This window comes from Caballeronia sp. DA-9 (genome assembly GCF_051615025.1).
GTDB classification, from domain to species: Bacteria; Pseudomonadota; Gammaproteobacteria; order Burkholderiales; family Burkholderiaceae; genus Caballeronia; species Caballeronia sordidicola.
Genome location: NZ_CP195131.1, coordinates 691,016 through 715,310 on the forward strand (window position 1 = coordinate 691,016; position 24,295 = coordinate 715,310).

Here is a 24,295-nt window from a genome sequence, read left to right on the forward strand (position 1 = left end):
GGAACGCCGGAAACGCGACGGAAGCATCGCGTAAACCCGAAGTTGACGCGTTTGCGTTACCTTTAATATAGTCCGTACATATTGAAAATGTACGGACTTAATAGGCGGATTGAACGCGCGTGTTGAAATGCGTCCGATCCGTACAAAACGGAGACCGAAATGGCGGTTCAAACGAATATGTCGCATCCCGCAGACGACGGAACGTCGGAGGCCAGGCCCCGTCAGCCGTTCTATGCGCGGCTGGGTTTCCAGATTGTCGTGGGGATCGTGCTTGGTCTCGCGCTGGGGTTCATTGCGCCGCATCTCGCGGTGCAAATGAAGATTCTCGGCGATATCTTCCTGCGGCTCATCAAGATGATTGTCGCGCCGCTCGTGTTCCTGAACGTCGTGCTGGGCATCGCCGCGGCCGGCGACCTGAAGAATGTCGGGCGCATCGGCTTGCGCGCGCTGATCTACTTCGAGATTGTCTCGACTATCGCGCTCATTATCAGCATGGTGATCGCCAACCTCTCGGGCGTCGGCGCGGGCATGCATCTGGTGCAGAGCCCGGAAGCTGCGGCGGCGGCGCACGAGACGTATGGCAAGGCTGCGTCGGTATCGTTCGAACACTTCCTGCTCACGTTGTTCCCCGACAACTTCATCGGCGCGTTTGCCAACGGGTCGCTCTTGCAGGTGCTTGTGATCTCGATCGGTTTTGGCGCCGCCGTGCTCATGCTCAACACGGAGCAGCGCGCGAGCGTGGAACATGCGCTGTCGCGGATGTCCGACTGCTTCTTCAAGTTCGTCGACGTGATCATGAAGTTCGCCCCGCTCGGCGCATTCGGTTCGATCGCGTTTGCAATCGGCAGCAGCGGCATGAGCGCGGTGATTTCTTTGGGCTATCTGCTGATCGTGATGTATCTGTCGCTGGCGTTCTTCGTGGTCGTGGTGCTTGGCCTCGTGCTGCGTCTTTATGGCTTCAACGTGTTCCGCTTCCTGCGTTATTTCAAGGAAGAAATCTTCCTGTTGTTCGCCACGGCGTCGTCGGAAAGCGCATTGCCGCGACTCTTCGAGAAACTCGAACGGCTTGGCTGCTCGCGTCAGTCGGTCGGATTGATCCTGCCTACAGGCTATGCGTTCAATCTCGACGGCACCGCCGTGTACATGTCGCTGTGTGTGATGTTTCTCGCAAACGCCTATGGTGTGCCGCTCGACTTGCATCAGCAGTTTGGCTTGCTGTTGCTGATGCTCCTGACATCGAAGGGCGCGGCGACCGTTTCTGGCGGCACGTTCATTGTGTTTGCCGCGACGGTCACGGCGTCGGGCCTCTTGCCCATAGAAGGATTGCCGATCCTGTTCGGCATCAACCGCTTCACTTCGCAGGCGGTGTCGATCTGCAACTCCATGGGCAACAGCGTGGCGACGCTCGTTATCGCAAGGTCGACCGGCGAGTTCGACGAAAGCGCCGCACGCAGCGAGTATCGGCGCGTGTTTGGATCGAGCGACGGCAAGGTCATCTAAAGTCATCCTAAGGAATAGTCATGCGTATTACCGCCATCAGGGAAATCTCCGTTCCGCTGGAAGGAAACGTAGCGAACGCGCTGGTCAGCTTCGCCGAGCACGATGTGTCGCTTGTCGCGCTCGAAACGGATGTGATCAGGAATGGCCGGCCTGTTACCGGCTATGCGTTCGATTCCATCGGCCGGTATGCGCAAGGCGGCATCCTGCGCGAGCGGATCATTCCGCGCCTCAAGGCTGCGTCGGCCACGGCGCCCGAGTCGCTGCTCGACGCGTCGGGCGATAGCTTCGATGCCGCCAAAGTCTTGCGAACGATTCTGCGCAACGAGAAGCCCGGCGGCCATGGCGACCGCGCGGCAGCGGCAGGCGCGATCGAGCTCGCGGTATGGGACCTCAATGCCAAGCTCGCCGATGAACCCGCGCATGTCACCATTTCGAGGCACTTCGGACGGCAGGGCAAGCATGAAGGCGTAAACGTGTACGCGGCCGGAGGCTATTACTACCCGGACGAAAGCACGGAGCGTCTCGCCGATGAATTCCGCGCTTATCGCGAACTCGGTTTCGACGCCTTCAAGATGAAGATAGGCGGTGCGACGCTCGCGCAGGACACGGCGCGCATCGAGGCCGCGTTGAAGGTTGCGGGCGAGGGTCAGCGTCTCGCGGTCGATGCCAACGGACGTTTCGACCTGAGCACGGCGCTCGCTTACGCCGAGGCTATCGCGCCATACGATTTGCGCTGGTACGAAGAGATTGGCGACCCGCTCGACTACGACCTGAATCGGCAAGTAGCGCAGGCCTATGAAGGACGTATCGCAACCGGAGAAAACCTGTTCTCGGTACAGGATGTAAACAATCTGATCCGCTTTGGCGGCATGCGAAAGGACAAGGACATCTTTCAGATGGACGCCGGTCTCGCTTACGGACTGACCGAATACGCGCGGATGATCGACGCAATGGAAAGCCAGGGTTTCGATCGCGCTCAAGCGTTTCCTCACGGCGGCCATCTGATCAATCTGCACATAGCGGTCGGCCTCGAACTTGGCGGATGCGAGGCCTATCCCGGCGTATTCCAGCCGTTTGGCGGTTATCCAGCCGGCTGCGGCGTGGGCGGCGGCCTCGTGCGCCCGACCGATGCGGCAGGCTTTGGACTCGAAGAAAAAGAAGCGGTGCGGCCGTGGCTCGCGCGCCTGGATCATTAAAAGGAACCCTTGATGTCTACCACCGTATTCGATTCCGCTCTTTTTCGCGACATGTTCGGCACGCCGGAAATGCGCGAGGTGTTCTCTGACACCGCGTATCTTGCACGCTGTATCGATACTGAAACGGCGCTCGCGCGCGCGCAGGCCAAAGCGGGTTTGATTCCCGCGGAAGCCGCGCGCGAGATTACTGCCCGCGCCGATTTTTCGCGGCTCGATCTGGAGGCGCTGCGTCACGAAACGGAGATCGTTGGTTATCCTATCTTGCCGCTGGTCAAGCAGGTCAGCGCCATGTGCGGTGATGCCGGCGGCTATCTGCACTGGGGCGCGACCACGCAGGACATCATGGATACCGCGACCGTGCTGCAATGCGCGAAGGGCGTGGCGATCATCGAACGTCAGCTCGACGAAGTGCGCGGCGCACTACGCGATCTCGCCAGCAAACACGCCGATACAGTGACGGCCGGCCGTACGCATTTGCAACACGCGTTGCCGGTCACTTTCGGCTTTCGTGCAGCAGTCTGGCTCTCTGCGTTGAACCGCCATGCCGAGCGTCTGGCTCAGGCGAAACCGCGGGCGCTGATGGTGCAGTTTGGCGGCGCGGCGGGAACGCTTGCGTCGCTCAACGACCCTGAGCGTGCGCTCGAAACGCGTCGCCTGTTCGCCGAAGAACTGGGTCTTCGCGATCCGGAAATCACCTGGCACGTCGCGCGCGACGGGCTCAGTGAACTGGTCTCGCTGTTGGCGAGCATCGGCGGCTCGCTGGGGAAAATCGCGCTCGACGTGATGATGATGGCGGCATCGGAATTCGGCGAAGTAGCCGAGCCCTTCGTGCCGGGACGCGGCGCAAGTTCGACCATGCCGCAAAAGCGCAATCCGATCTCAAGCGAACTGATGTTCGCCGCCGCGAAAATGCTGCGCGAGCGCGCGGCGTTGATGCTTGACGGCATGATGCACGATTTCGAACGCGCGACGGGTCCATGGCATCTTGAATGGAGCGCGGTGCCCGAGAGCTTTTTGCTGTGCGCCAGCGCGTTGCATCAGGCGAACTTCATGCTGCGCGGCCTCGTGGTCGACGCCGCGAAGATGCGCAAGAACCTGGATCTCACGGGCGGCCTGATCGTGGCCGAAGCCGTGATGATGGGCTTGGCTCCGAGCATCGGGCGGCAGCACGCGCACGATGTGGTCTACGACGCGTGCCGCATCGCAATCGAGAACAACCGTACGTTGTTCGACGTGCTGATGGAGAACGCGAAGATTCGCGATGCATTTGGCGAAGCCCGGCTGCGTGAACTTACCGATCCGGCAAACTATCTGGGTGCTGCCGCGATAATGGCGCGCTCGGTTGCGAATGCCACGAATGTGTAAGGCACGGGATTTTGTGATCCGGACCTTTCTTGCAAGGCATATGCGCGAGTCGTATGTGGCGAGGTAATGCGGAATAATAAAGCGCGTTCGCCCGTTTAATCCATGTAAGCCCGGCACGAGCGGCATATGCTGAAGCGCCATCGAGGCGCTTGTTAACCGTTCGTTACCCGTCGGGTTCCTTGCTGGAGACAACGATCATGCGTAAAGCGTTTTGCCTTGGAATGGTGCTGGCGTGCGCGAGTTTAGCCGCGTCGGCGCCGGTATTTGCACAAAGTTGCTGACCTATCCGGTTGCGCAATATCCGTATGTCGACCCTTGGTACGTGGGTCCGCCACTCTTCATTGGCGCGGGCGTGAGCTTTATTTTTGTCGACCGTTTTCACCACTTCCATCGATACAACCATTTCAATCAAATGGGCCACTATCACGTTGGCGGTTCGTATGCCGGCGGCTTTCATGGTGGCTTTCACGGCGGCGGCCATATGCATGGATACGGTGGAATGGGGCATCGTTGAGCGAATGTATCGCAGTTTTCGTGCGCTATTTTTCTTTGGCCAGAAAATAGCGCACGATGATCCACGCAAACGCTCAAACCTCAGTACAAAGCCATTAACGATTCCACCCCGCGCAAAGTATTGCGTTGACGCCACTGCAATGAATCCAGATTGGTGATGCGCAATGCCGGCAGCCGTGAAACGAGTGTGCCAAGGCCGGTTTCCAGTTCGAGTGTTGCAAGCCGCGCGCCGAGGCAATGGTGAATGCCCGCTGCAAAGGACAATAGCTTGCCCTGCGCCGGACGTTCTATATCCAGTTGATCCGGCTTGCTGAACTGCCCGGGATCGCGATTGGCCGAACCCACCATCATGAACACAATCGTGCCTTGCGCAATCGTCACGCCTGCCGCCTCCACGTCTTCGAGCGCCGTGCGCACGATCATCTGCACGGAACTGTCGAACCGCAGGCATTCGCTCACAGCGTTGGGCACCAACAACGGATCACGTTGAAGCAGCGCAAGTTGCTCTGGTTGCCGATGCAATGAAATCAGCGCGTTGCCGAGCATGTTCGATGTCGTTTCGTGGCCGGCCACAAACAGCAGCAGCACGTTCGAAATGATTTCATCGTTGGAAAGCGACTCGCCGGCTTCCTCTGCACGAACCAGAGCGGAGACCAGATCATCGCCGGGTTTCGTGCGCCGTTGCTCGACCACGCCCGCGAAATAGTGCTGCAATGTGAGCGTGGCTTCGTTTGCCGCCGCGAGACGTTCGGCGTCCATGGGTGCGCTGTCAAGTGCATTACCTAGAAGGCTTGCCGCAGAGCCTAACCTCACACCGTCTTCCACGGGTACGTCGAGCAAGCGGCAGATGATGTTCACCGGTAAAGGCAACAGATAGTCGCTGACGAGATCGAACTCCACGCCGGGATTGAGCGAGTCGACCAGCGTATTCGCGGTGCCTTGCGCAATGTCGCGGAGCAAACCGATCTGCCGTGCGTTGAACGCCTTCATCAACAAACCCCGCAAGCGCGTGTGCATGGGAGGGTTCATCATCAGGAACATACGGCTTAGCGCCTGGAATACAGGCTGTTCGCGGCCGCTTTCGCCGTACCGGGCGACCACGCTCTGCATGTAGGTCTTGCCCATGCGCCGGTCGTGCAGCATCGCTTCGATGATCGCGTAGCGCCCCGTTAACACAACGTTGGGCGCCAGCGGAACCAGCGCGCCCTCGGCGCGAAGTTGTTCGTAGAACGGGTAAGGGTTTTCGAAGAAGGCGGGGGAAGAAAGGTCGCTGAATTTCATGTGGAATGGTGATGAGTGTGGGGAAGGCATACGCCTTGACAACACCCGTAATGCGGATTTATTCCGTTCCGAGATCATTTGGTGCCGCGTGTCGGGGCCGTTTCATCCTGGGCCTGCGCGCAGCCACGCCCTGACGATAAACAGCAGGCGTATCGTCCATTTTTGCGGCTTCCGACCGGCGCATACGCGCCTCTTCCCGAAGGCTCTCGACCAGCGCACGCGTGGTCGCGCGATCAAGTACGGCCTTCCTGACGAGCAGGCCGAGCTTGCGATTCACCGGCTGACCCGGCAGCGCCATGCGTTGAACCAATGGTACGTGTTGCAGCATCAAAAGGTCTCCCGGTACGACCGACCAACCGAGTTCCTCAGCGACCATCTGCACAATCACGGCAGGTTCGTCGAGTTCTATGCCTTCGCGCACCACCAGTTTCTGCCGGCGCAAGAACGTATTGACGAGTCCACCGCCATAAGAGCGCCGATCATAGCGAATGAAGGGCAAGTCGAGTGCCCATTCCCTTAGCGAACCTGTTGCCGCTTTCGGCGCAATCGCGACGTACACATCGTCCAGTAGCGGAATCCAGACGAGATTGGCGGGAATACCGAAATTCGGCTTGATCATGGCGGCAATATCGAGCTCACCGGCATCGACTTGCGCGAGCAATTGAATAGAGGTGCCCGGCGTGACCTGGATATTCGTGGCCGGGCAACTTTCGGCGAAACCGCGTAGAGCCTTGGGCAACAAGCCGGATTGAACGGTGGAAATCGCGCCGAGAGTGAGGGTCGACGCCTGTGGCACCGCGCCGGCTTTCATGTCGTCGTAGCGCGCGACGAGCTCGCGGGCATGACTGACCAGCGCCCGTCCACGCTCGCTGAGTTGCACGGCTTTGCCGCTGCGCTCGAACAACATGCATCCGAGATCCGATTCCAGCCGCTTGATCTGCATGCTGACCGCCGACTGCGTCAGGCCGAGCCGCTCTCCCGCGCTGGAAAACGAGCCCGTTTCAGCTGCGGTGAGGAAAGTGGCGAGGTAGCGGAGCATAATGAAATTAATTGATGCCTAGGCTAAAAAATATGCGTTTCTCATTCGTTATTTTTATCTTAGCATCATGGTCATTGCCTGAATTTCCATACGACCCAATACACCTACCTGCAAGGCTCCCAAATGACTGCACCCGTGTTGTTTCACCTGGCATTTCCCGTCAACAGTATTGCCGGCGCACGGCAGTTCTACGGCGAACTCCTCGGCTGTCCCGAAGGGCGGAGTTCAGAGAGCTGGGTAGACTTCGATTTCTACGGGCACCAGATCGTGGCCCATCTTTCGCCGGAAGAGACCGGTCACAAATCGACGAGCGAAGTCGATGGTCATGACGTGCCCGTCCGTCATTTCGGCGCGATCCTGCCCATGCCCGAATGGAAAGCGCTGGCCGAGCGGCTTCGTGCGCAGGACGTCAAGTTCATCATTGAGCCGCAGATCCGTTTCCAGGGATTGCCGGGCGAACAGGCAACCATGTTTTTTCTCGATTCTTGTGGTGGAAATGCGCTTGAGTTCAAGGCGTTCGAAGACATGGGCCAGGTTTTTGCAAAATAAGCGCTGGTACGACAAGCCCATTTTATTTAGCGAAAATCCGTGTTTCTCCATTAATTTTCGATTTATTTAGCGGGCACCATAGGGTTGCCAAGCGGGCTAGGGCACGCGGCGCATCCTATGCAACAATGACAACAACCGCAAGAAAGCCACTGATCCCCGCATTGACCGGCGTTCGCTTTCTGGCGGCCTTGAGCGTTGCGCTCTATCACTTGTCGGAAAACATCGCCGCGACGCTTGCGATCTCGCCCAAGCATTTTTATGAAAACGCCGGCGATCCCGTGGAATTGTTCTTCATTCTCTCGGGATTTATCCTGACCTACACCCACCCGGAAGTGAATGGCGCGCAACGCCCCGCCATACGACAGTTTTATTTTTCCCGATTCGCGAAGATCTACCCGATCTATTTGCTTGGCTGGATTGTGTTTGCGCCGCTGATTTATTCCAATCTCGTGGCCTTGCATGGACACGGCGCCGGCACTTACGCGCGGCTCGCGTTTTATGGACTGGTTTCGCTGACGCTTTTGCAAGCATGGACCACGACCACCGCCAATGCGTGGAATACGCCAGGATGGTCGCTGTCGGCGGAGGCCGTGTTTTATGCGGCCTTTCCATTCCTGTTCACTTATTTGAGGAACCGGCGCGTCGCCGTGCTTTCCGGCTTGATCGCCGTGTGCTGGGTGATTTCCGTCGTTCCGACCTTGACGCTTTCATTCTTGCCGCCGGCGTTGCAAAACGAGCATTGGCCCAAGGAACTCGTCAATTTCATCCCGGCGCTTCGCATCGGAGAATTTATCGCCGGAATTTGTCTGGCGCGATTGTTCCTGAGAAACGCTAAAGAGAAAACGTTGGCCTTCGATCTGGGTGCGCTTGGCGCTTTGGCGGTTTCGGCAGCCGTGATCGTTGTATCGAATCATCTGCATGCGAAGGTGTTGCTGTTTCCCGCGTTCATGCTGCTGCTCTACTGCCTCGCTTGCGCCAAAGGGCCGCTTAGCGCTCTGCTGGGCAGCAAGCCGATGGTGTTACTGGGCGAGGCGAGCTTTGCGTTCTACATATTGCACGTACCGCTATTCAGATACGCGAGGATGGTGTTCCCTGATGTAGCCACGTCGCCTTTGCAATTCGCGGCGTTTCTTATTGGGCTCACCGCCATATCGATCATCTGTTTCCTGTCGATAGAAAAGCCGCTTTGCGCATACCTGCGCAAAGCCTACAGGACGTCGCGTTCGCCAAGTGCGAGAGGCCAGCCTGAACATGCGCACTGAGCTCAGGCGGCCTTAGGCATCTCGTTTACTCAGTTGCGCTTCAAGGCAGCGTCACTGGCACGGGCCGCGTCAGCAGGTCGATATATAGATTGAAGAAGCGGTTGTTGTCGAACTGCGTCACGTAAGTGATCTTTTGCGGAGACGCCCCCGCGACAGGGTTTTGATAAACCTTCACCTGACCCTGGGTTTCGCCGCTGCTGGTATCGATGTCGAGGTATGCGCTCTTTGTCTGCGTTGCGTAAGTCGGATCGGTAAAGTAGGCGATCGTCAGCGTATCGAAGATATCGGTGTTGGTACTGAATGCGTTTGCGTTGGCTATTGCATATGCTCGGGTGACCGCGGTCTGCTTGTTCGGATTGTTTGCGATCTGGTCGTAGACGCTTTCAGTGAGCGGCACGGTGTCGGTGACATCGAGCGGAATCACGGATTGGGGAATCGACGTCTGCAACACGGTGCGCACCGCAAGCGGATCGAACCACCAGTTCAGCTCGCCTACGGCGTTGGCGTTGCCCGGTACAGCCATCGCGCCGCCCATGTAGACAATCTGCTTGATCAAGGACGCGATTTCCGGCGCTTTCTGCAAGGCGAGCGCGAGATTGGTCGGCGGGCCCACTTCGAGAATGGTGACCTGATTGGGATACTTCTTGACCGTGTCGATTATGTAGTCGGACGCATTCTCTGCTTGCAGCTTCGTGCTGGTTGCGAAGCCATCTGGCGGAGCGGTCAACTGCGACGCCTGAGTCGGTTCTGGCCGCATCCACGCGCCGAAATATCCGTTCGGATTCGCCGCTTGCTGCGCCCGGATGCTGGCAACATTGTATTGCAGCGGATAGTTCGCACCAGCGTAAACGCCCACCGTGTTCTGCACGCCCATGCGCTCGACCGCCTTGAGTGCATCTGCCTGTTCCTGCAGCAGCCAGTCATTTCCGGTCACGACCGTGAGGCCCAGCAAGTTGACCTTGCCTTGCGCCATCAATTGCGTGGTCATGGCGAAAAGCTGGCCATCGTCGCCCATGGTGTTGAAATCCGAATCCATGATCACCTTGGGCGCGTTCGATAAAGGTGAGGAATTCGAATTGTCGTTGTTGCCGCCGCATGCGGCGAGCGCCATGGATGTCATGAGGATTGCTATAGACTTTGAGTGCATTGCTGTTCCCATTCGAGTTGGTGGATAACGAACAACGACTGCAACATGGCGCCATGCGGCAGCTTCGCATTTCACGTGTGCTGCCTGCTCAGGCAGGCGGCACACGTCCGGCGTTTGATCTACATCTATACCAAGCGCTTGCTGACAAGAATCGGGTTGCGTCAGGATGCGCTGTCTACTTCCTGGCGCGTGGGAATGGACGGTTGAGCGCCCGCGCGCGTCACCGAAATAGCAGCGGCGCGCTGCGCCAGATCAATTGCGGCTTCCACCGGCTGGCGCGCTGCCAGTTGTGCGGCGAATACCCCAATGAACGTATCGCCTGCGGCGGTCGTGTCCACTGCGTCGACCTTGGGCGCGGGGAAATGCGTGCCTTCGCCGCCTTCCGGCAACAAATACGCGCCTTGCGAACCCAGCGTGACGATCACGTTGCGCGCGCCGGCGCGTTGCAGTTCCTTTGCCGCGCGCCGTGCGCCGCTTTGCGATTCGACTGGCAATCCCGCGAGGATCGCCGCCTCGACTTCGTTCGGAACCAGATAGTCGACAAGCGGCAGCCACTCGGCCGGCAGCGGGCCGGTCGCGGGCGCCGGGTTCAGCACGGTCAGCTTGCCGAAGCGCTTGGCGCTCACCAGCGTTGCATACACCGAATCCCAGGGGATCTCGAGCTGGCACACCACGACATCGGCTGACTTGATGACCGCTTCGTGCCGCTTGACCATTTCAGGCGTGACTTGTCCGTTGCTGCCCGCGACCACCACAATGGTGTTCTGGCCATCGTCCGCAACGGTCACCATCGCAACGCCGGTGGGCAGCGACGGATCGATCTCGATCGCGCCGCAGTCGATGCCTTCCGTTTCAAGTCCCGCAAGCCGCACCTTTCCGTTTGCATCGGCGCCGACACAGCCCGCCATGGCCACGCGCCCGCCAATGCGAGCGGCCGCGACCGCCTGATTACCGCCCTTGCCGCCGGAATGTTCGGAAAACTCATGGCCGCCAATGGTTTCGCCCGGTCGCGGCAGATGAGGGGAGCGCGCCACGAGGTCGGTATTGATACTGCCGACAATAAGGATCAGCCCTTGCTTTGTTTCTTTCGACATCGACTTGTTCTCCTGCCCGCGTCACAAGACGCGGCGTTTGCTGCGATACGTATCCAGCACGACGGCGACGACGATCACCGCGCCCGTGATGATCCGCTTGGTCGGCTCGTTTGCGCCGATCTGCGCAAGACCCGCGGCAAGCACGGAAATGATCAGGACGCCAAAGAAGGTGCTGATGACCGAACCGCGCCCACCCATCAGGCTCGTTCCGCCAATCACGACCGCCGCGATCACCTGCAGTTCGATACCCGAGCCAGCGTTGGGATCGGCGGCTTCGAGGCGGGAAATCTGGAACAATGCCGCGAGGCCGGAGAGTAGCCCCATGAGCGCGAACACGATGATCTTGTAAGGGCGCGGATTGACGCCCGCGAGCCGCACCGCTTCTTCGTTCGTGCCAATGCCGACCAGATAGCGGCCGAACACGGTGCGCGTCAGCACCAGTTGCGCCACGACCATCACGACTATGGCAATCAGGAACGAAGGCGAAATGCCGAAGGCGATCGGGTTCGACAGGAAGTCGAAGGCATCACCAATGTACGCGGTGCGCGAATTCGTCATTTGATACGCAAGACCGCGTGCGGCCTCGAGCACGCCGAGCGAAACAATGAACGAAGGAATGCGCCAGCCCACGGTGACCGCGCCGGTCACGCAACCGGTCAGCGTGGCGCCCGCCATGCCGAGCAAGGCTGCGGGCAGCGCCGGCCAGTGCCATTGCAGCGCGGCGACGCTGGTCAGGGCCGCGCCGAGCGCCAGCACCGAGCCCACTGACAAGTCGATGCCCGCAATGATCAGCACGAAGGTCATGCCCACTGACATCACCACAAGATCGGGAATCTGGTTCGCGATAGTGCTGAAGGTGTCGTAAGTGAGGAAGTGCGAACTCAGCACCGAGAAAAGCGCGATCATCGCAATCAGCGCGCCGAGCAGGCCAAGGTAATTCGAAAACCCGAGGCGCGTGCCGATCGGCTTTGCGCTTTTGGGCGGCTCCGTCTGCGTCTTCGGTGTGGTGGTCTGAGTGGTCATGCTAATGCTCCGTAATATGTGCTTCTGGCGTTCTGGTGTCTGGCTCGGCAGGTTCGGTGAGAATTTTATCGCGGCCTGCATACCCCGCGAATGCCGCGGCTAGCAGTGCATCCTGCGACCAGTCATCGCGCTCGAAGATGCCCGTCATGCGTCCCGCCGACATTACTCCTATGCGGTCGCAAATGAGCATTAATTCGCGCAGATCGCTCGATACCACGACCAGCGCGCGGCCCTCGCGCGCCTGCGCGCCCATCAATGCATAGATGTCGAACTTCGCGCCAACGTCGATACCGCGCGTGGGTTCGTCGAAGAGCAACACGGTGCAGTCGCGCGCGAGCCAGCGCCCGATCACAACCTTCTGTTGATTGCCGCCCGACAGTTCGGACACAGGTTGCGCCGCGCTCGACGTGCGTATGCGCATTGCCGTGATCTGCTTTTGCGCCAGTGCGTTTTCGCGCCGCGCGTCGACCACGCCATGCTTCGATACCGCGCCGACATTGCCAAGCGAAATGTTCGCGGCAATAGGCTGCGGCAGTAACAAACCTTCGCCCTTGCGGTCTTCGGTAATCAACGCAATGCCCTGGCCGACCGCATCCGAAGGCGATTTCACATTGACCTTCGCGAGCGCGCCGCCGTGGCGCGCAACGAACACCTCGCCGCTATCCGCGCGGTCTGCGCCATAAATCAGCCGCATGAGTTCGGTGCGCCCGGCGCCGATCAACCCGCTGATGCCGAAAATTTCCCCGGCCTTCACTTCGAACGATACGTCGCGCACCACGTGGCCGCGCGTCATGCCCCGGACCTTGAACGCAGTCGCGCCGATCCGGCGTTCGCCCAGATCGATGCGTTCGCCAATGTCGCGCCCAACCATCAGTGTGACGAGTTTATCGCTCGTCAGATTGTGCATTGCGTCAACATGCACGAGGCGGCCGTCGCGCAGCACCGCTGCACGCTCTGCAATGCGCGCCAGTTCTTCGAGCCGGTGCGAGATATAAACCAGCGCAACGCCACGCGACTTCAAACGCTCGACCTGCTCGAACAGCAGATCGACTTCGCGCGCGGTCAGCATGGCCGTGGGTTCGTCGAGGATCAGCACGCGGCAATCGCCAATCAGGTTGCGCGCGATTTCGACCATCTGCTGATGACCTATGCCAAGCTCGCCAACGAGCGTATCCGGGGCGATTGCATCGAGGCCGACTTGCGCCATGGCATGACGCGCGTCTTCACGCAGCTTCGCGCGATCGATCCAGCCAAGACCGCGTTGAGGCAAGCGGTTGAGAAAGAGGTTTTCCGCCACCGATAACGTGGGCAAGAGGTTCAGCTCCTGCATCACCATGCGCACGCCGAGCGCTTCGGCGTCGCTGCGGGTCGCGGGTGCATAGGCGGCGCCTGCAAGTTGCATTGAGCCGGTAGTGGGCGTGACCAGGCCGCTGATGATCTTCGACAGGGTGCTTTTACCGGCGCCATTCTCGCCGGTCAGCGCGAGCGCTTCGCCGGGACGCAGATGCAGCGACACATCCATGAGTACCGGTTCGACATAAGTCTTGCCTATGCCATGGATGGTCAGCACCGGAGATGCATCGGCGCCATTGGCAGCATTGGCATTAGGGGCGGTTGAACTTGGCATCGCTTTGGAAAGACCGGAAGGTGCTTGAGGGTGAACGTTGAAGCGTGCGGTCATGCCGCAGGACGTCGGATCGTCCTGCGGCCCGCCATGTTGGCGGTGATACTTTTGCGTGGCGCTTACTTCTTGCCCGTCACGAGATCCACAGGCGTCTCAACAACGCTCGACAACGCCGACTGCTTCTGATGCGCTGCAAGCGCCTTCAACGCGGTATCGATACCGAAAACCGCCTGCTTTGCAGCGTACTGGTCGGCGGTGGCGAGCACGCGGCCGTCGGCGAGCATCGGCTTGATGGCGTTGATGTTGTCGTAGCCCACGACCTGCACCTTGCCCGCTTTGCCCGCGGCGCGCACAGCCGATACCGCGCCGATCGCCATGTTGTCGTTGCCGCACAGCAGCGCCTTCACGTTGGGATTCGCGTTCAGGATCTGCGAGGCCACCGCATTGCCCTTGTCGATTTCCCAATCGCCCGATTGCAGCGCCACCACCTTCATGCCGCCAGCTTGCATGGCTTGCTTGAAACCCGCCGTGCGCTGCTGCGCATTGGTCGTGGTCGAGACGCCTTCGATAATGCCCACCTCATCGCCGGACTTGAGTTTCTTCGCCAGATATTCGCCCACCTGACGCGCGCCCTTTGCATTGTCCGGGCCGACAAACGGCACGTTCAGGTCTTTCGACTTGAGCACGTCCGAGTCGAGCTTATTGTCGATATTCACCACGATGATCCCGGCGTCGACCGCTTTCTTGATGACCGGAACCAGCGCCTTGGAATCCGCCGGCGCGATCACGAGGGCCTCGACCTTCGAGACGATCATCTGCTCGACAATGCGGATCTGGTTCGCGGTATCGGTTTCGTCCTTGATGCCGTTCGTGATGAGGGTGAACTTGTCGGTGTTATGCGCCTGATAATCCTTCGCGCCGGTTTCCATGGTCAGGAAGAACTCGTTCGCGAGCGACTTCATCACGAGCGCGACGGTGGGTTTTTTCGCCGTCTGAGCGAATGCCGATGAAACGGGCAGGAGCGAAGCTGCAGCAAATACTGCGGTTGCGGCGAGCACGCGGCGTCGGGCTTGATTGGGTTTGCGGGTCATGGAGTCTCCGGAGTCCGCTCTTCGGTCCGCCGTGCGGCAGCCGCGAGTCGTTTGGTCGTTAAATCGTTAATCGCTGGATCGCGAGATTTGCTCATTCGCCAACTTATTCGCCGCTTCAGGCGAGCACGCGGAACAAGCAATCTGAAAGGAAACCCAGGGTGGCATTTCCTTTGCCGCGAAGTGTCTGAAAGACCTTGGTCAAGCCATGAAGAGAAGAGGCAAGGACGGTCTATCGAGGTCTAATGCTATCCTCGCGAATCGCGATATGCTACCTCTAAAATTGAAAGCGGGCGTTTCGAAAATGGAACACGTTGACTGGGACGATCTGCGCATCCTGCTTGCCATTGCGCGGGAAGGAACCATGCGGGCCGCAGCTTTGGCGTGCGACCTGAGCGCCGCCACGCTCTCGCGCCGGCTCACCGAACTCGAACGAAGATTAGGTGAACCCCTGATTGACCGCGTGCCGTCCGGCTGCACTGTGACGGCGTTCGGGCAGCAGGTCGTGACGTGGGCGGCGCAAATGGAAACCCTGGCGCATCAGATTGAACGCGCTGGCGACGTGACCGGTTCGCATGGACTTGAAGGGACGGTGAGGATCAATGCCGTCGAATGGATGTCTTATATCCTGATGAAGCTGCTGGGCTCATTTCAGGAGCGGTTTCCGGGACTGGCAATCGAGGTGCTCACGTCGCAGCGCCCTTATAACCTTGCGCGTCGTGAAGCGGATATTGCAATCTGGTCGGAATGCCCGGACGAAGGCGATCTCTATGTGCGGCGCATTGGCAAGGTGCGCTTCGGGCTGTATGCATCGCGTGATTATTATTTGCGCCACAAGGTCGCGATCAAGAAGAGGGAGTGGAACAAGCTGTCGTTCGTGGGTTACGACGAGCGACGTGACGACCATCCCGCGGCGCGATGGCTGAAGAGCTTGCCAGGCGCACCCGAGCCGACTCTCAGATGCAGCTATCTCCTTGGCGTATTCGACGGCGTGCTGGGAGGCTCGGGCCTGGGCGTGCTCGCGCAACTCGCCGGCGATACAACCAGCGACCTAGTCTGCGTCGAACCGCATATCCGCGAACTCGATCAGGACGTGTGGATGGTGCTGCATCCGGCGCTTCGCGGGAGCGAGCGCATACGGGCGGTATCGAATCTGGTTGCGGATATTTTTCGATGATCTAGGCAACCGCCTTCTGCACCGCCTTGCCGCCCACAAGGCAAACAACCAGCGTTGCGATGACGAGCGCGCACAACGCAAGCCGCAAGCCGAGAAAACCTGCTGCAAAGCCGATCAACGGCGGTCCGACCAGGAACCCGGCGTAACCAGCGGTTGCCGCCATCGACACGCCTACAGCCGGCGTGGAAGTCGAGCGTCCGGCTGCGCTGAAGATAACCGGCACGATGTTCGCAAGGCCAATGCCCACGAGCGCGAAACCCACGCAAGCGCTCACCACGTTCGGATAACCCAGCACCAGCGCCAGCCCGAGCGCCGCGATCAAACCGCCGATTGCCACCACGACGCTTGACCCGAGCCGGCGCACGGAGACATCGCCGACCACCCGGCACGCCGCCATCGCGAACGCAAACGACGAATAACCGAGCGCCGCGGCGCTTGCCTGTGTGTCGAGTGCGGAGCGCAGGAACACCGCGCTCCAGTCGGCGACCGCGCCTTCGACCAGCATGCAGAGAAACGCAAGGCCGGCGAGCTTCATGACGGCGCCGCTGGGCAGGATAAAACCGCTGACCGCTTCTTTCACGCGAGGTCCGATATCCCTGAGCGCGAAGAGGGCGCCGCTCAAAATCAGCACCGCGATCACCGCGTCGGGAATCAGGAGGCCGCCAGCCGTACCTACGCCGTTGGCCTGAAGCGCCGCGCCGGATGCCGCGCCGAGCAGGCCACCCACGCTCCACGCAGCGTGAAACGACGACATGATCGGTGCATGCCATTCGCTTTCTATGGCGCTGGCGTGTCCGTTCATCGATACATCGAGTGCGCCGTTTGCCGCGCCCAGTACAAAGAGCACCGCGCATAACAACGCGAAGTCCGGCACGAATGCGGGCAAGGGTAGCGCGATCACGAATGCCACGCCAAGCAGCGCGGTCACGCGGCCACTGCCAAAGCGCGGCGCAAGGCGGCCCGCCAGCGGCATGGCGACAATCGCGCCCAGGGCAAACGCGAACAATGCGAGGCCGACCGCGGTATCACTCAGGGACAAGGCTTCCTTGATACGGGGAACCTCGACGGCCCACGCGCCTATTCCCAGTCCATTGGCAAGAAACACTGCTGTAGTGGCGACGCGTTCGGAGACAGGTTTCACGATGGTTTTCATGAGCGCGCCACCATCACGTTGCCGCACAGGCTTTCAAATGCGCCAACGCGTTCGGCGGGTGCATCGGCTTCCAGAATCAGGTAGTCGATACCCGACGCGGGCGCGACAAAGTAGGGTGCTGCAGTCATCAGTTTCTCCGATGTCAGGGCGATGGCGACCTGTCCGCTCGACTTCACCATGGCGCGTTTTAGTTCGGCTTCCTCAGCGTCGAATGCGGCGACGCCTTCCGATGGTTCCATTGCGCAGGCGCCCAGGAAGCATAGATCGGCCTTGATCTGCTGGACCTGCAGCAAAGCGGTGGAACCGGTCGATCCCGCGCCGCGCGGATTCATGCGTCCGCCGATCAGGATGACGTCGATACCCTCGCGATCCATCAGCCGCGAGCAGGCGTCGGGCGAGTTCGTCACGACCGTGAGGCTGGCGTCATTGGGAAGTGCGGCGGCTATTGCCACGTTGGTCGAGCCGGCGTCGAGTAGGATGATCTGCCCCGCCCGGACAATGCTTGCAGCCGTTGCCGCGAGCAGCGCCTTGCGGTCGCTAGCTTCGCGCATGCGCGTGGACGATGCGGGCGACACGAGCAGCGCGCCGCCATAGACGCGCTTGCAATGGCCGGCGTCGGCGAGGTCGCGCAAGTGGCGGCGAATGGTGTGTTCCGATGTGCCGAATTCCGCGGCCAGATCCGCGGCAAGCACGCGGCCGTGCGAACGCAGCCGCTCCAGTATCAGGCTGGCGCGTTCGTCGGGGAGAAGGGTGTCGGTGGCGTCGCGGCGGGTTCTTTGCATCGTTTGCTCGGTGTTTGCTCGTTCGATCTAATCGATCGCAAATGAGCATAATGTATCGTAAACGAGCAGAAGAGTACAAATTTTTTTGAGATTGAAATACCACCCGGCCTCGGGAATGGCCAGGCCGCGCGCCTGTCGGGGTTAATTCCGGCGCGCGCCCGGCAGACGGGATTGCCCTCAGGCAGAAGCGCGCAGCGTCCGGGCGGCCGCCACCATGTTCGTCAGCGCCGGAATGACCTCTTCCCACTGGCGCGTTTTCAGCCCGCAGTCCGGATTCACCCACAACCGCCGCGCCGGAATGCGCTCGGCGGCCTTCTTCATCAGTTGCACAATGTGCTCCTGTGTCGGAATGTTCGGCGAGTGAATGTCATATACGCCAGGCCCGATCTCGTTCGGATAGTTGAAGTTGTCGAACGCGTCCAGCAACTCCATGTCCGAGCGCGAGGTCTCGATGGTGATCACATCGGCGTCCATGCCGGCAATCGACGCAATGATGTCGTTGAACTCCGAATAGCACATGTGCGTGTGGATCTGTGTCTCGTCCTCCACGCCATTGGCCGTGATGCGGAAAGACTGCACAGCCCAGTCGAGATATTCCTGCCACTCGGACTTGCGCAGCGGCAGGCCTTCGCGCAACGCGGCTTCGTCGATCTGGATCACGCGCACGCCGGCCTTTTCCAGGTCCAGCACTTCTTCGCGGATAGCGAGTGCAAGCTGATAGCACGAGACCGAACGCGGCTGATCGTCGCGCACGAAGGACCAGTTCAGGATAGTGACCGGGCCGGTGAGCATGCCTTTCATCGGCTTGCTGGTGAGCGATTGCGCGTATTTGATCCAGTCGACGGTCATGGCCTTCGGCCGGCTGATGTCGCCAAAGAGGATGGGCGGCTTGACGCAACGCGAGCCGTACGACTGCACCCAGCCGAACTGGCTGAACGCATAGCCGTCGAGCTGTTCGCCGAAGTATTCGACCATGTCGTTGCGTTCGGCTTCGCCGTGCACCAGCACGTCCAGCCCCAGGGATTCCTGTTCACGCACGCTGCGCTCGATCTCGGCTTGCATGGCGGCTTTGTAGCCAGCTTCATCGAGCGCGCCGTTCTTGAAACGGTTGCGCGCGTGGCGGATCTCGCTGGTTTGCGGAAACGAGCCGATGGTCGTCGTGGGATAAGCCGGCAGGTTCAGCAAGAGCGCCTGCTTGCCGGCGCGCGCCGTATAGGCGTTCTTGCGTTGACCCAAGGCCGGACTGATCTTCGCAAGCGCCGCCTTGACTGCCGGATTGTTCACGCGAGGTGAAGCGCGGCGTTCGGCAATGGCGGCGGCATTGACGGCCAACTCGGCCTTGACGGCGTCACGGCCGCGATTCAGCGCGGTTGCCAGCAGCTTCAGTTCACCCAGTTTTTGCAATGCGAAGGCGAGCCACGAACGGACTTCCGCATCCAGCTTCCGTTCGCTGTCGAGATCCACCGGCACATGCAAAAGCGAGCAGGACGGTGCAATCCACAGGCGTTCGCCGAGTTGCTTCGCGACCGGTTCGAGCCAGTCGAGCACGCTCGAAAGATCCGTTTTCCAGATGTTGCGGCCGTTGATCACGCCAAGCGACAGCACGCGGTCTTGCGGCAATTGTTCGATGACCGCATCGACTTCGGCACGCGCATTGATCGCGTCGAGATGCAGGCCTTGTACGGGCAGCTTGCAGGCGAGGGACAGATTGTCGAGCAACTGGCCAAAGTAGGTGGCGAGCAGCAGTTTGACCCGGCCTCGGGCAAGCGCCTGATATGCGGTGACATAGGCTTGCTGCCACTCGGCGGAAAGTTCGGTCACGAGGATGGGTTCATCGACCTGAACCCATTCGACTCCGTGCTCGGCCAGCGTGGCGAGCAATTCGGCATAGACCGGAAGCAGGCGCGGCAGCAGGGCGAGCTTGTCGGAATCGTCCTTGGCCTTGCCGAGCGCCAGATAGGTCACCGGACCAATGATTACGGGCTTCGCCTTGACGCCTTGAGCCCTCGCTTCGCCCAGTTGTTCCAGCAGGCGCGCCGGATCGAGCTTGAATTCCGTGTTCGCGCTGAACTCGGAGACGATGTAGTGATAGTTCGTATCGAACCATTTGGTCATCTCACCCGCCGCGACGCCGCCGCAGCACGCGCCGTGGTCTTCAGCGTTCCTGGCCGAGCGGCCGCGCGCCACGCGGAAGTAATTATCGAGGCTGTCGCCGTGAAAACCGTGGACGCGTTCCGGCAGGTGGCCCAGCGTGAAACTCATGTCCAGCACCTGGTCATAGAAGGCGAAGTCGCCCACCGGCACGAGGTCGAGATTCGACTGGTCCTGCCAATGGCGGCGACGCAACGCGGCGCCCCGCAGTTTCAGTTCTTCAAGCGGGGACTCGCCTTTCCAGTAGGACTCGAGTGCGAATTTAAGCTCGCGCATCGCGCCGATGCGAGGGAAACCCAGGTTGTGTGTCGTGACCATTGATATGCCGCTCCTGAAATGAACGGCCCGATCATAGTTCGCACGGTCCATGAAATATAATGGTCTTTTCTCATCGATCGATTAGTTCCTTTCATGGATTCCGTATGCTCGACCGAACCCATCTAGCCATCATCCGGGAAGTGGACCGCCAGGGCTCGCTCACCGCTGCCGCGAACGTGCTGTGCCTGACACAGTCGGCGCTCAGCCACACGGTCAAGAAGATGGAGCAGCAACTCGGCACAGCTGTATGGAGCCGCGATGGACGAAACCTGCGGCTGACGCAGGCCGGGCAATACCTGCTCGCCCTTGCGAACCGCGTGCTGCCGCAGATGGAACACGCGGAAGAACGCATGAAGCAATTCGCGCTGGGACAGCGCGGCACGCTGCGCATCGGCATGGAATGCCACCCGTGTTATCAGTGGTTGCTCAAGGTTGTGTCGCCTTATCTCGCGCGCTGGCCCGATGTCGATGTCGACGTGAAACAGAAATTCCAGTTTGGCGGCATTGGCGCGTTGTTTGGCTATGACATCGACATACTGGTTACGCCCGACCCCTTGCGAAAACCCGGCTTGCGCTTCGAACCGGTGTTCGACTACGAGCAGGTGCTGGTGGTGGGACGGCAGCACCGGCTGGCCGGCGCGCCGTTCATCCTCGCCGATGAACTGGCGGACGAGGTCCTGATCACCTATCCGGTCGAGACAGACCGCCTGGATATCTACAACCAGTTCCTGATGCCGGCGAATGTCGTGCCGAAACGGCACAAGGTCATAGAGACCACCGACATCATGTTGCAGATGGTCGCGAGCGGACGCGGGGTGGCGGCGTTGCCGCGATGGCTCGTCGAGGAATATGCGGACAAGGTCGCGGTCAGCGCCGTTCGGCTCGGCGCAAAAGGCATTGCCAAGCAGATTTTCCTGGGCGTCCGGGAAACGGATACGGCCATTGATTACCTGACGGCGTTCGTGGAACTGGCGCGCGAGTCCGACTGGAACGCAACGGACATCGCACGGGCATAAAGCGACGCATGCGTGAAATGGACACGCAATGCAAGTCCTTCATTTCACGCCGCCGCAATGCGTTCATTGCGTTCCGGCCGTCCAAGAAAGAATCCTTGCGCGCTCGTGCATCCGCATTTGCGCACGAACGCCAGTTGCTCGTCGGTTTCGATGCCTTCAGCCGTCGTGGGAATGCCGATCTCGCGCGCGAGCGCGACGATGCCGCGCACGACAGCCGCCGATTCCCGCCGGTGCACGGACTCGCGCACGAAGGAGCTATCGATCTTGAGGGTATCGAAGGAAAAGCGGCACAAGTTCGATAACGTCGAAAACCCCGTGCCGAAGTCATCGAGCGCGAGACCGATGCCCATTGCGCGCAGCCGTTCCACGTTGCGTCGCGTTGGTCCATCGTCGCTCATCAGCACGGTTTCCGTCACCTCTATATTCAGCCGCGAAGGCGGTAAGCCGTATTCGCGAAGTACCGAGGCCACGGTGTCCGCGAACGATTCCTCGCGCAACTGAACCGGCGAGACGTTCACCGCGACGACCACCGGTTCGCGCCATCTCGCGGCTTCCTCGCAAGAGCGCCGCAGCACCCAGTCGCCAAGCGGCAGGATCAGTCCCGTGCGCTCGGCAATGGGAACGAACGTGGCGGGAGCCAGCTCGCCGCGCGTGGGATGGGTCCATCGGACGAGGGCTTCGCGGCCAGTCGTGATGCCGCTCGCGAGATTGACGATTGCCTGGTACTCCATGCGCAAGCCGCTGCCAAAGGCCTGAAGCGCGCCTTCCAGGTCGCTGCGCAGGAGGCTCAGGCTGTCGTCGGACGCGTGCGCCTGGGCATCGAACACGGCAAACGCGCTTTTGCCGCTGCGCTTCACCGCATAGAGCGCGCGGTCCGCGCAGATCAGCAACTGCGGCCCAGTGTCGCCATGCTCGGGATACTGCGAAATGCCGACGCTCGCGCCAATGCGCACGAGCGCGTCATTGAGCACGAAAGGCCGGGCAAGCGTCTTGACGATCTGGTCCGCGAGCAGTCGGATTTCCTCGCTCAGCGAGGCATCGTTTGCGATGGCGACAAATTCGTCTCCCGCCAGACGCCCGACAATATCGCCCTTGCGCAGGACCGCCCGCAAGCGCCTGGCCGATTCCTGCAGCACGAGGTCGCCTGCGGCGTGGCCAAGGCTGTCGTTGATCGCCTTGAAGCCGTCGAGATCGATCAGCAACACGGCAAACGACCCAGGGCGCAGCGCCGGTTCGGCATCGGTACGGTTGATCAGCAGTTCGCTGATGCGCGCGCGGTTGGGCAGGCCCGTGAGGCTGTCGTGGCGCGCCAGCCGATTGCTGGTTTCCTGCGCGCGCAGCATGGCGACCGTGTCCTTGTTGCTGCGTACTGCCACGGTGAAGAATCCCGCCGCGCAAAACGGCGCCTGGAGCAGCAGCACGATTTTTCCCGTGCCGGGCGAGAGCGCCGCGCCGAGGCCGAGCAACGCGAAGATGATCGATATCTGGATCATCACGAGCCGCGGCGTGCCGGCATTGCGCCCGGCCAGTCCGCCGACCACACCCACCGCGCAGACGTTGCCCAGCAGAAAGAGCGTCTGGTCGCCGCTGATATTGCAGAGCAGCGCGCCAATTCCAAGGAGCACGCTCCACAAAATGCTCGCGGCCAGGAAAAACGATGTGGGCGTCGGCTCGTTGTGCTCGCTGCGCCGGCAGCAGACGGCGATCAGCGACAGGCGCAAGGCCAGCACCACGAGCACCGCGAGTGTCCATGCCAGGTAGCGTGCGCCCGGATGGAGATATAAGGCCGTCACGCAGACACTGAGCTCGCAGATCGATGCCATGACAATCGAGGTTGTCCTGGTAAAAAGATTCGAAAGCAGGATCTGCCGGTTTTCAGTGCTCAGGTCTTGAGCCGATCCCACGAGCCATTTGAAGAATGGCGACCTCGGTTCGCTAAACGCCATGGAGTGCGCAATATGAGTGGTTATATGGTTAGCGGCGCGTCTGGCTTTTTCTGATGTCGATTATCCCGTGGATTACAGGTTGCGCTTAATAAAAATCTATTCTGACGTTTGCGTAAGGTGCGGGGCGCCGCGCAGTCCGGGCAGCGATATACAGGTGGATCGACGGCGAAGGTACTATGTGCGGCAGGGCAATGGCAAGCACATGTGCGGTGTTGGCGGCGAACGTAATGCATGCATTTTTTTACTCAAGGATAAGAAAATGAAGCAAGGCATTGGCTTACTCGTTGCACTGGGCTTGACGCTCTTGACATCAGGCGCCGCAATGGCGTTCGACGAAGACGCGTCCTATAACCAGTGTGTGTTGCAAAGCCTGAAAGGGGTGAGAAGCAACTATGCAACGGACCTGATCACCGCGTCGTGCCGCAAGCTTTATAAAGAAAGCGCGTTCCTCAACAACAACGAGAAGAACTATCGCGTTTGTCTGTTGCAGAACCTGCAAGGCGCCGAGAACGATTACGCGTCGCAGCAGATCATGGCGGCTTGCGGACGGCAAAACGGCCGTTGATGGATAGCCGTTTTTTGCCAGAAATACTACGGGGCGTTCGTGTCAGTGCCCGTCAACCGACATCACGCCCAGATAGGACTCCAGTCTCAGTGCGCGGTCGCGCGTGAGGGACATGCCTTCTTCTTCCTGCATCGGTACGTACATCGTGCCCTGGCGCGTCGCGAAGATCGCCGATTGAGTCGATAGTTCGGTGTCGCGAAAAGTCAGCCAGCTTCGTTGCGACGCCTTCAGCTTTTGTGCGGGAACGGTGGGAAGTGTCTTCAACAGGCTTTGATACGCAACGTTCAGCCTGCGATCAAAAGCCTTGTAGGCGACCGAATAACACTCCGACATGTCCGCGGTGGATACGGTCTTCGGATTGTTGAGGCAGGCGTCCAACGCCTCGGAGGTCTTGTCGCGGGGTTCTGCCGGCGCAGCGAATGCGGATGCCGCCGCGCACATGCCCGAGATCAGGACCAGCGGCGCGAGCCATCGGCTGGTTTTATGCAAGAGCGTGGTGATCATCC

Annotated in this window: 21 protein-coding genes; 8 read left to right on the forward strand and 13 right to left on the reverse strand. The window is 60.2% G+C overall.

Features of this window, described 5'->3' with window-relative positions; all coding sequences use genetic code 11:
- Positions 1 to 159 precede the first annotated feature (159 nt).
- Genes ACRWA7_RS03165 through ACRWA7_RS03175 form a run of 3 tightly spaced genes read left to right on the forward strand, consistent with a single transcriptional unit; the run spans position 160 to position 4,061 of the window.
- Complete coding sequence (locus ACRWA7_RS03165) at positions 160 to 1,500, forward strand: cation:dicarboxylate symporter family transporter (protein WP_244164203.1); 1,341 nt, start codon at positions 160 to 162, stop codon at positions 1,498 to 1,500.
- A gap of 20 nt (positions 1,501 to 1,520) precedes the next feature.
- The gene (locus ACRWA7_RS03170; RefSeq protein WP_438391014.1) at positions 1,521 to 2,696 is read left to right on the forward strand and encodes an enolase C-terminal domain-like protein; all 1,176 of its coding nucleotides are present in this window, start codon (positions 1,521 to 1,523) and stop codon (positions 2,694 to 2,696) included.
- A gap of 12 nt (positions 2,697 to 2,708) precedes the next feature.
- Positions 2,709 to 4,061 carry a class-II fumarase/aspartase family protein gene (locus ACRWA7_RS03175; protein WP_438391015.1) on the forward strand — a complete coding sequence of 451 codons (1,353 nt, stop codon included), beginning with the start codon at positions 2,709 to 2,711 and terminating at the stop codon, positions 4,059 to 4,061.
- 163 nt (positions 4,062 to 4,224) lie between these two features.
- Here ACRWA7_RS03175 and ACRWA7_RS03180 read toward each other — a convergent pair whose 3' ends face one another.
- The 3 genes from ACRWA7_RS03180 to ACRWA7_RS03190 all read right to left on the reverse strand — a co-directional run bounded on the left by ACRWA7_RS03180 (position 4,225) and on the right by ACRWA7_RS03190 (position 6,894).
- Positions 4,225 to 4,569 (reverse strand): hypothetical protein, encoded by a 345-nt coding sequence (locus tag ACRWA7_RS03180; protein WP_438390031.1) that lies wholly within the window; start codon positions 4,567 to 4,569, stop codon positions 4,225 to 4,227.
- Between the two features lie 86 nt (positions 4,570 to 4,655).
- The gene (locus tag ACRWA7_RS03185; RefSeq protein WP_438390032.1) at positions 4,656 to 5,855 is read right to left on the reverse strand and encodes a cytochrome P450; all 1,200 of its coding nucleotides are present in this window, start codon (positions 5,853 to 5,855) and stop codon (positions 4,656 to 4,658) included.
- Positions 5,856 to 5,913: 58 nt separating this feature from the next.
- The gene (locus ACRWA7_RS03190) at positions 5,914 to 6,894 is read right to left on the reverse strand and encodes a LysR family transcriptional regulator (RefSeq protein WP_438390033.1); all 981 of its coding nucleotides are present in this window, start codon (positions 6,892 to 6,894) and stop codon (positions 5,914 to 5,916) included.
- Between the two features lie 123 nt (positions 6,895 to 7,017).
- Between ACRWA7_RS03190 and ACRWA7_RS03195 the strand changes: the two genes are divergently transcribed.
- Together ACRWA7_RS03195 and ACRWA7_RS03200 are read left to right on the forward strand one after the other, a co-directional pair.
- The gene (locus ACRWA7_RS03195; protein ID WP_438390034.1) at positions 7,018 to 7,443 is read left to right on the forward strand and encodes a VOC family protein; all 426 of its coding nucleotides are present in this window, start codon (positions 7,018 to 7,020) and stop codon (positions 7,441 to 7,443) included.
- A gap of 125 nt (positions 7,444 to 7,568) precedes the next feature.
- The gene (locus tag ACRWA7_RS03200) at positions 7,569 to 8,705 is read left to right on the forward strand and encodes an acyltransferase family protein (RefSeq protein WP_438390035.1); all 1,137 of its coding nucleotides are present in this window, start codon (positions 7,569 to 7,571) and stop codon (positions 8,703 to 8,705) included.
- Between the two features lie 40 nt (positions 8,706 to 8,745).
- Here ACRWA7_RS03200 and ACRWA7_RS03205 read toward each other — a convergent pair whose 3' ends face one another.
- The 5 genes from ACRWA7_RS03205 to ACRWA7_RS03225 all read right to left on the reverse strand — a co-directional run bounded on the left by ACRWA7_RS03205 (position 8,746) and on the right by ACRWA7_RS03225 (position 14,684).
- Entirely contained in the window at positions 8,746 to 9,852 is a 1,107-nt protein-coding gene (locus ACRWA7_RS03205; protein ID WP_438390036.1) for a nucleoside hydrolase, read from the reverse strand.
- Between the two features lie 161 nt (positions 9,853 to 10,013).
- Positions 10,014 to 10,946 (reverse strand): ribokinase, encoded by a 933-nt coding sequence (rbsK, locus tag ACRWA7_RS03210; protein ID WP_438390037.1) that lies wholly within the window; start codon positions 10,944 to 10,946, stop codon positions 10,014 to 10,016.
- A 21-nt stretch (positions 10,947 to 10,967) separates the two neighbouring features.
- On the reverse strand, positions 10,968 to 11,969 hold the full coding sequence (locus ACRWA7_RS03215) for an ABC transporter permease (RefSeq protein WP_060858163.1): 1,002 nt from the start codon (positions 11,967 to 11,969) through the stop codon (positions 10,968 to 10,970).
- 1 nt (position 11,970) lies between these two features.
- The gene (locus tag ACRWA7_RS03220) at positions 11,971 to 13,596 is read right to left on the reverse strand and encodes a sugar ABC transporter ATP-binding protein (RefSeq protein ID WP_438390038.1); all 1,626 of its coding nucleotides are present in this window, start codon (positions 13,594 to 13,596) and stop codon (positions 11,971 to 11,973) included.
- A gap of 116 nt (positions 13,597 to 13,712) precedes the next feature.
- On the reverse strand, positions 13,713 to 14,684 hold the full coding sequence (locus tag ACRWA7_RS03225; RefSeq protein WP_438390039.1) for a sugar ABC transporter substrate-binding protein: 972 nt from the start codon (positions 14,682 to 14,684) through the stop codon (positions 13,713 to 13,715).
- Between the two features lie 301 nt (positions 14,685 to 14,985).
- Here ACRWA7_RS03225 and ACRWA7_RS03230 point away from each other — a divergent pair, with 301 nt between their 5' ends.
- Positions 14,986 to 15,858, forward strand: coding sequence for a LysR family transcriptional regulator (locus ACRWA7_RS03230; RefSeq protein WP_060858733.1), 873 nt, complete (start codon positions 14,986 to 14,988; stop codon positions 15,856 to 15,858).
- A 1-nt stretch (position 15,859) separates the two neighbouring features.
- Here the strand turns inward: ACRWA7_RS03230 and ACRWA7_RS03235 are convergent, their stop codons facing one another.
- The 3 genes from ACRWA7_RS03235 to metE all read right to left on the reverse strand — a co-directional run bounded on the left by ACRWA7_RS03235 (position 15,860) and on the right by metE (position 20,262).
- Positions 15,860 to 17,011, reverse strand: coding sequence for an MFS transporter (locus ACRWA7_RS03235; RefSeq protein WP_438390040.1), 1,152 nt, complete (start codon positions 17,009 to 17,011; stop codon positions 15,860 to 15,862).
- Positions 17,008 to 17,793 carry a DeoR/GlpR family DNA-binding transcription regulator gene (locus ACRWA7_RS03240; RefSeq protein ID WP_438390041.1) on the reverse strand — a complete coding sequence of 262 codons (786 nt, stop codon included), beginning with the start codon at positions 17,791 to 17,793 and terminating at the stop codon, positions 17,008 to 17,010. Before ACRWA7_RS03240 ends, ACRWA7_RS03235 begins: the two co-directional genes overlap by 4 nt.
- Before the next feature lie 177 nt (positions 17,794 to 17,970).
- Complete coding sequence (gene metE, locus ACRWA7_RS03245) at positions 17,971 to 20,262, reverse strand: 5-methyltetrahydropteroyltriglutamate--homocysteine S-methyltransferase (protein ID WP_438390042.1); 2,292 nt, start codon at positions 20,260 to 20,262, stop codon at positions 17,971 to 17,973.
- A gap of 104 nt (positions 20,263 to 20,366) precedes the next feature.
- Between metE and ACRWA7_RS03250 the strand changes: the two genes are divergently transcribed.
- Positions 20,367 to 21,278 carry a LysR family transcriptional regulator gene (locus ACRWA7_RS03250; protein ID WP_438390043.1) on the forward strand — a complete coding sequence of 304 codons (912 nt, stop codon included), beginning with the start codon at positions 20,367 to 20,369 and terminating at the stop codon, positions 21,276 to 21,278.
- 44 nt (positions 21,279 to 21,322) lie between these two features.
- Here the strand turns inward: ACRWA7_RS03250 and ACRWA7_RS03255 are convergent, their stop codons facing one another.
- Positions 21,323 to 23,224, reverse strand: coding sequence for a putative bifunctional diguanylate cyclase/phosphodiesterase (locus tag ACRWA7_RS03255; RefSeq protein WP_438390044.1), 1,902 nt, complete (start codon positions 23,222 to 23,224; stop codon positions 21,323 to 21,325).
- 259 nt (positions 23,225 to 23,483) lie between these two features.
- Here ACRWA7_RS03255 and ACRWA7_RS03260 point away from each other — a divergent pair, with 259 nt between their 5' ends.
- Entirely contained in the window at positions 23,484 to 23,789 is a 306-nt protein-coding gene (locus tag ACRWA7_RS03260) for a VF_A0006 family four-cysteine protein (protein WP_438390045.1), read from the forward strand.
- A gap of 42 nt (positions 23,790 to 23,831) precedes the next feature.
- Here the strand turns inward: ACRWA7_RS03260 and ACRWA7_RS03265 are convergent, their stop codons facing one another.
- The gene (locus ACRWA7_RS03265) at positions 23,832 to 24,278 is read right to left on the reverse strand and encodes a lysozyme inhibitor LprI family protein (RefSeq protein WP_438390046.1); all 447 of its coding nucleotides are present in this window, start codon (positions 24,276 to 24,278) and stop codon (positions 23,832 to 23,834) included.
- Positions 24,279 to 24,295: the final 17 nt, after the last annotated feature.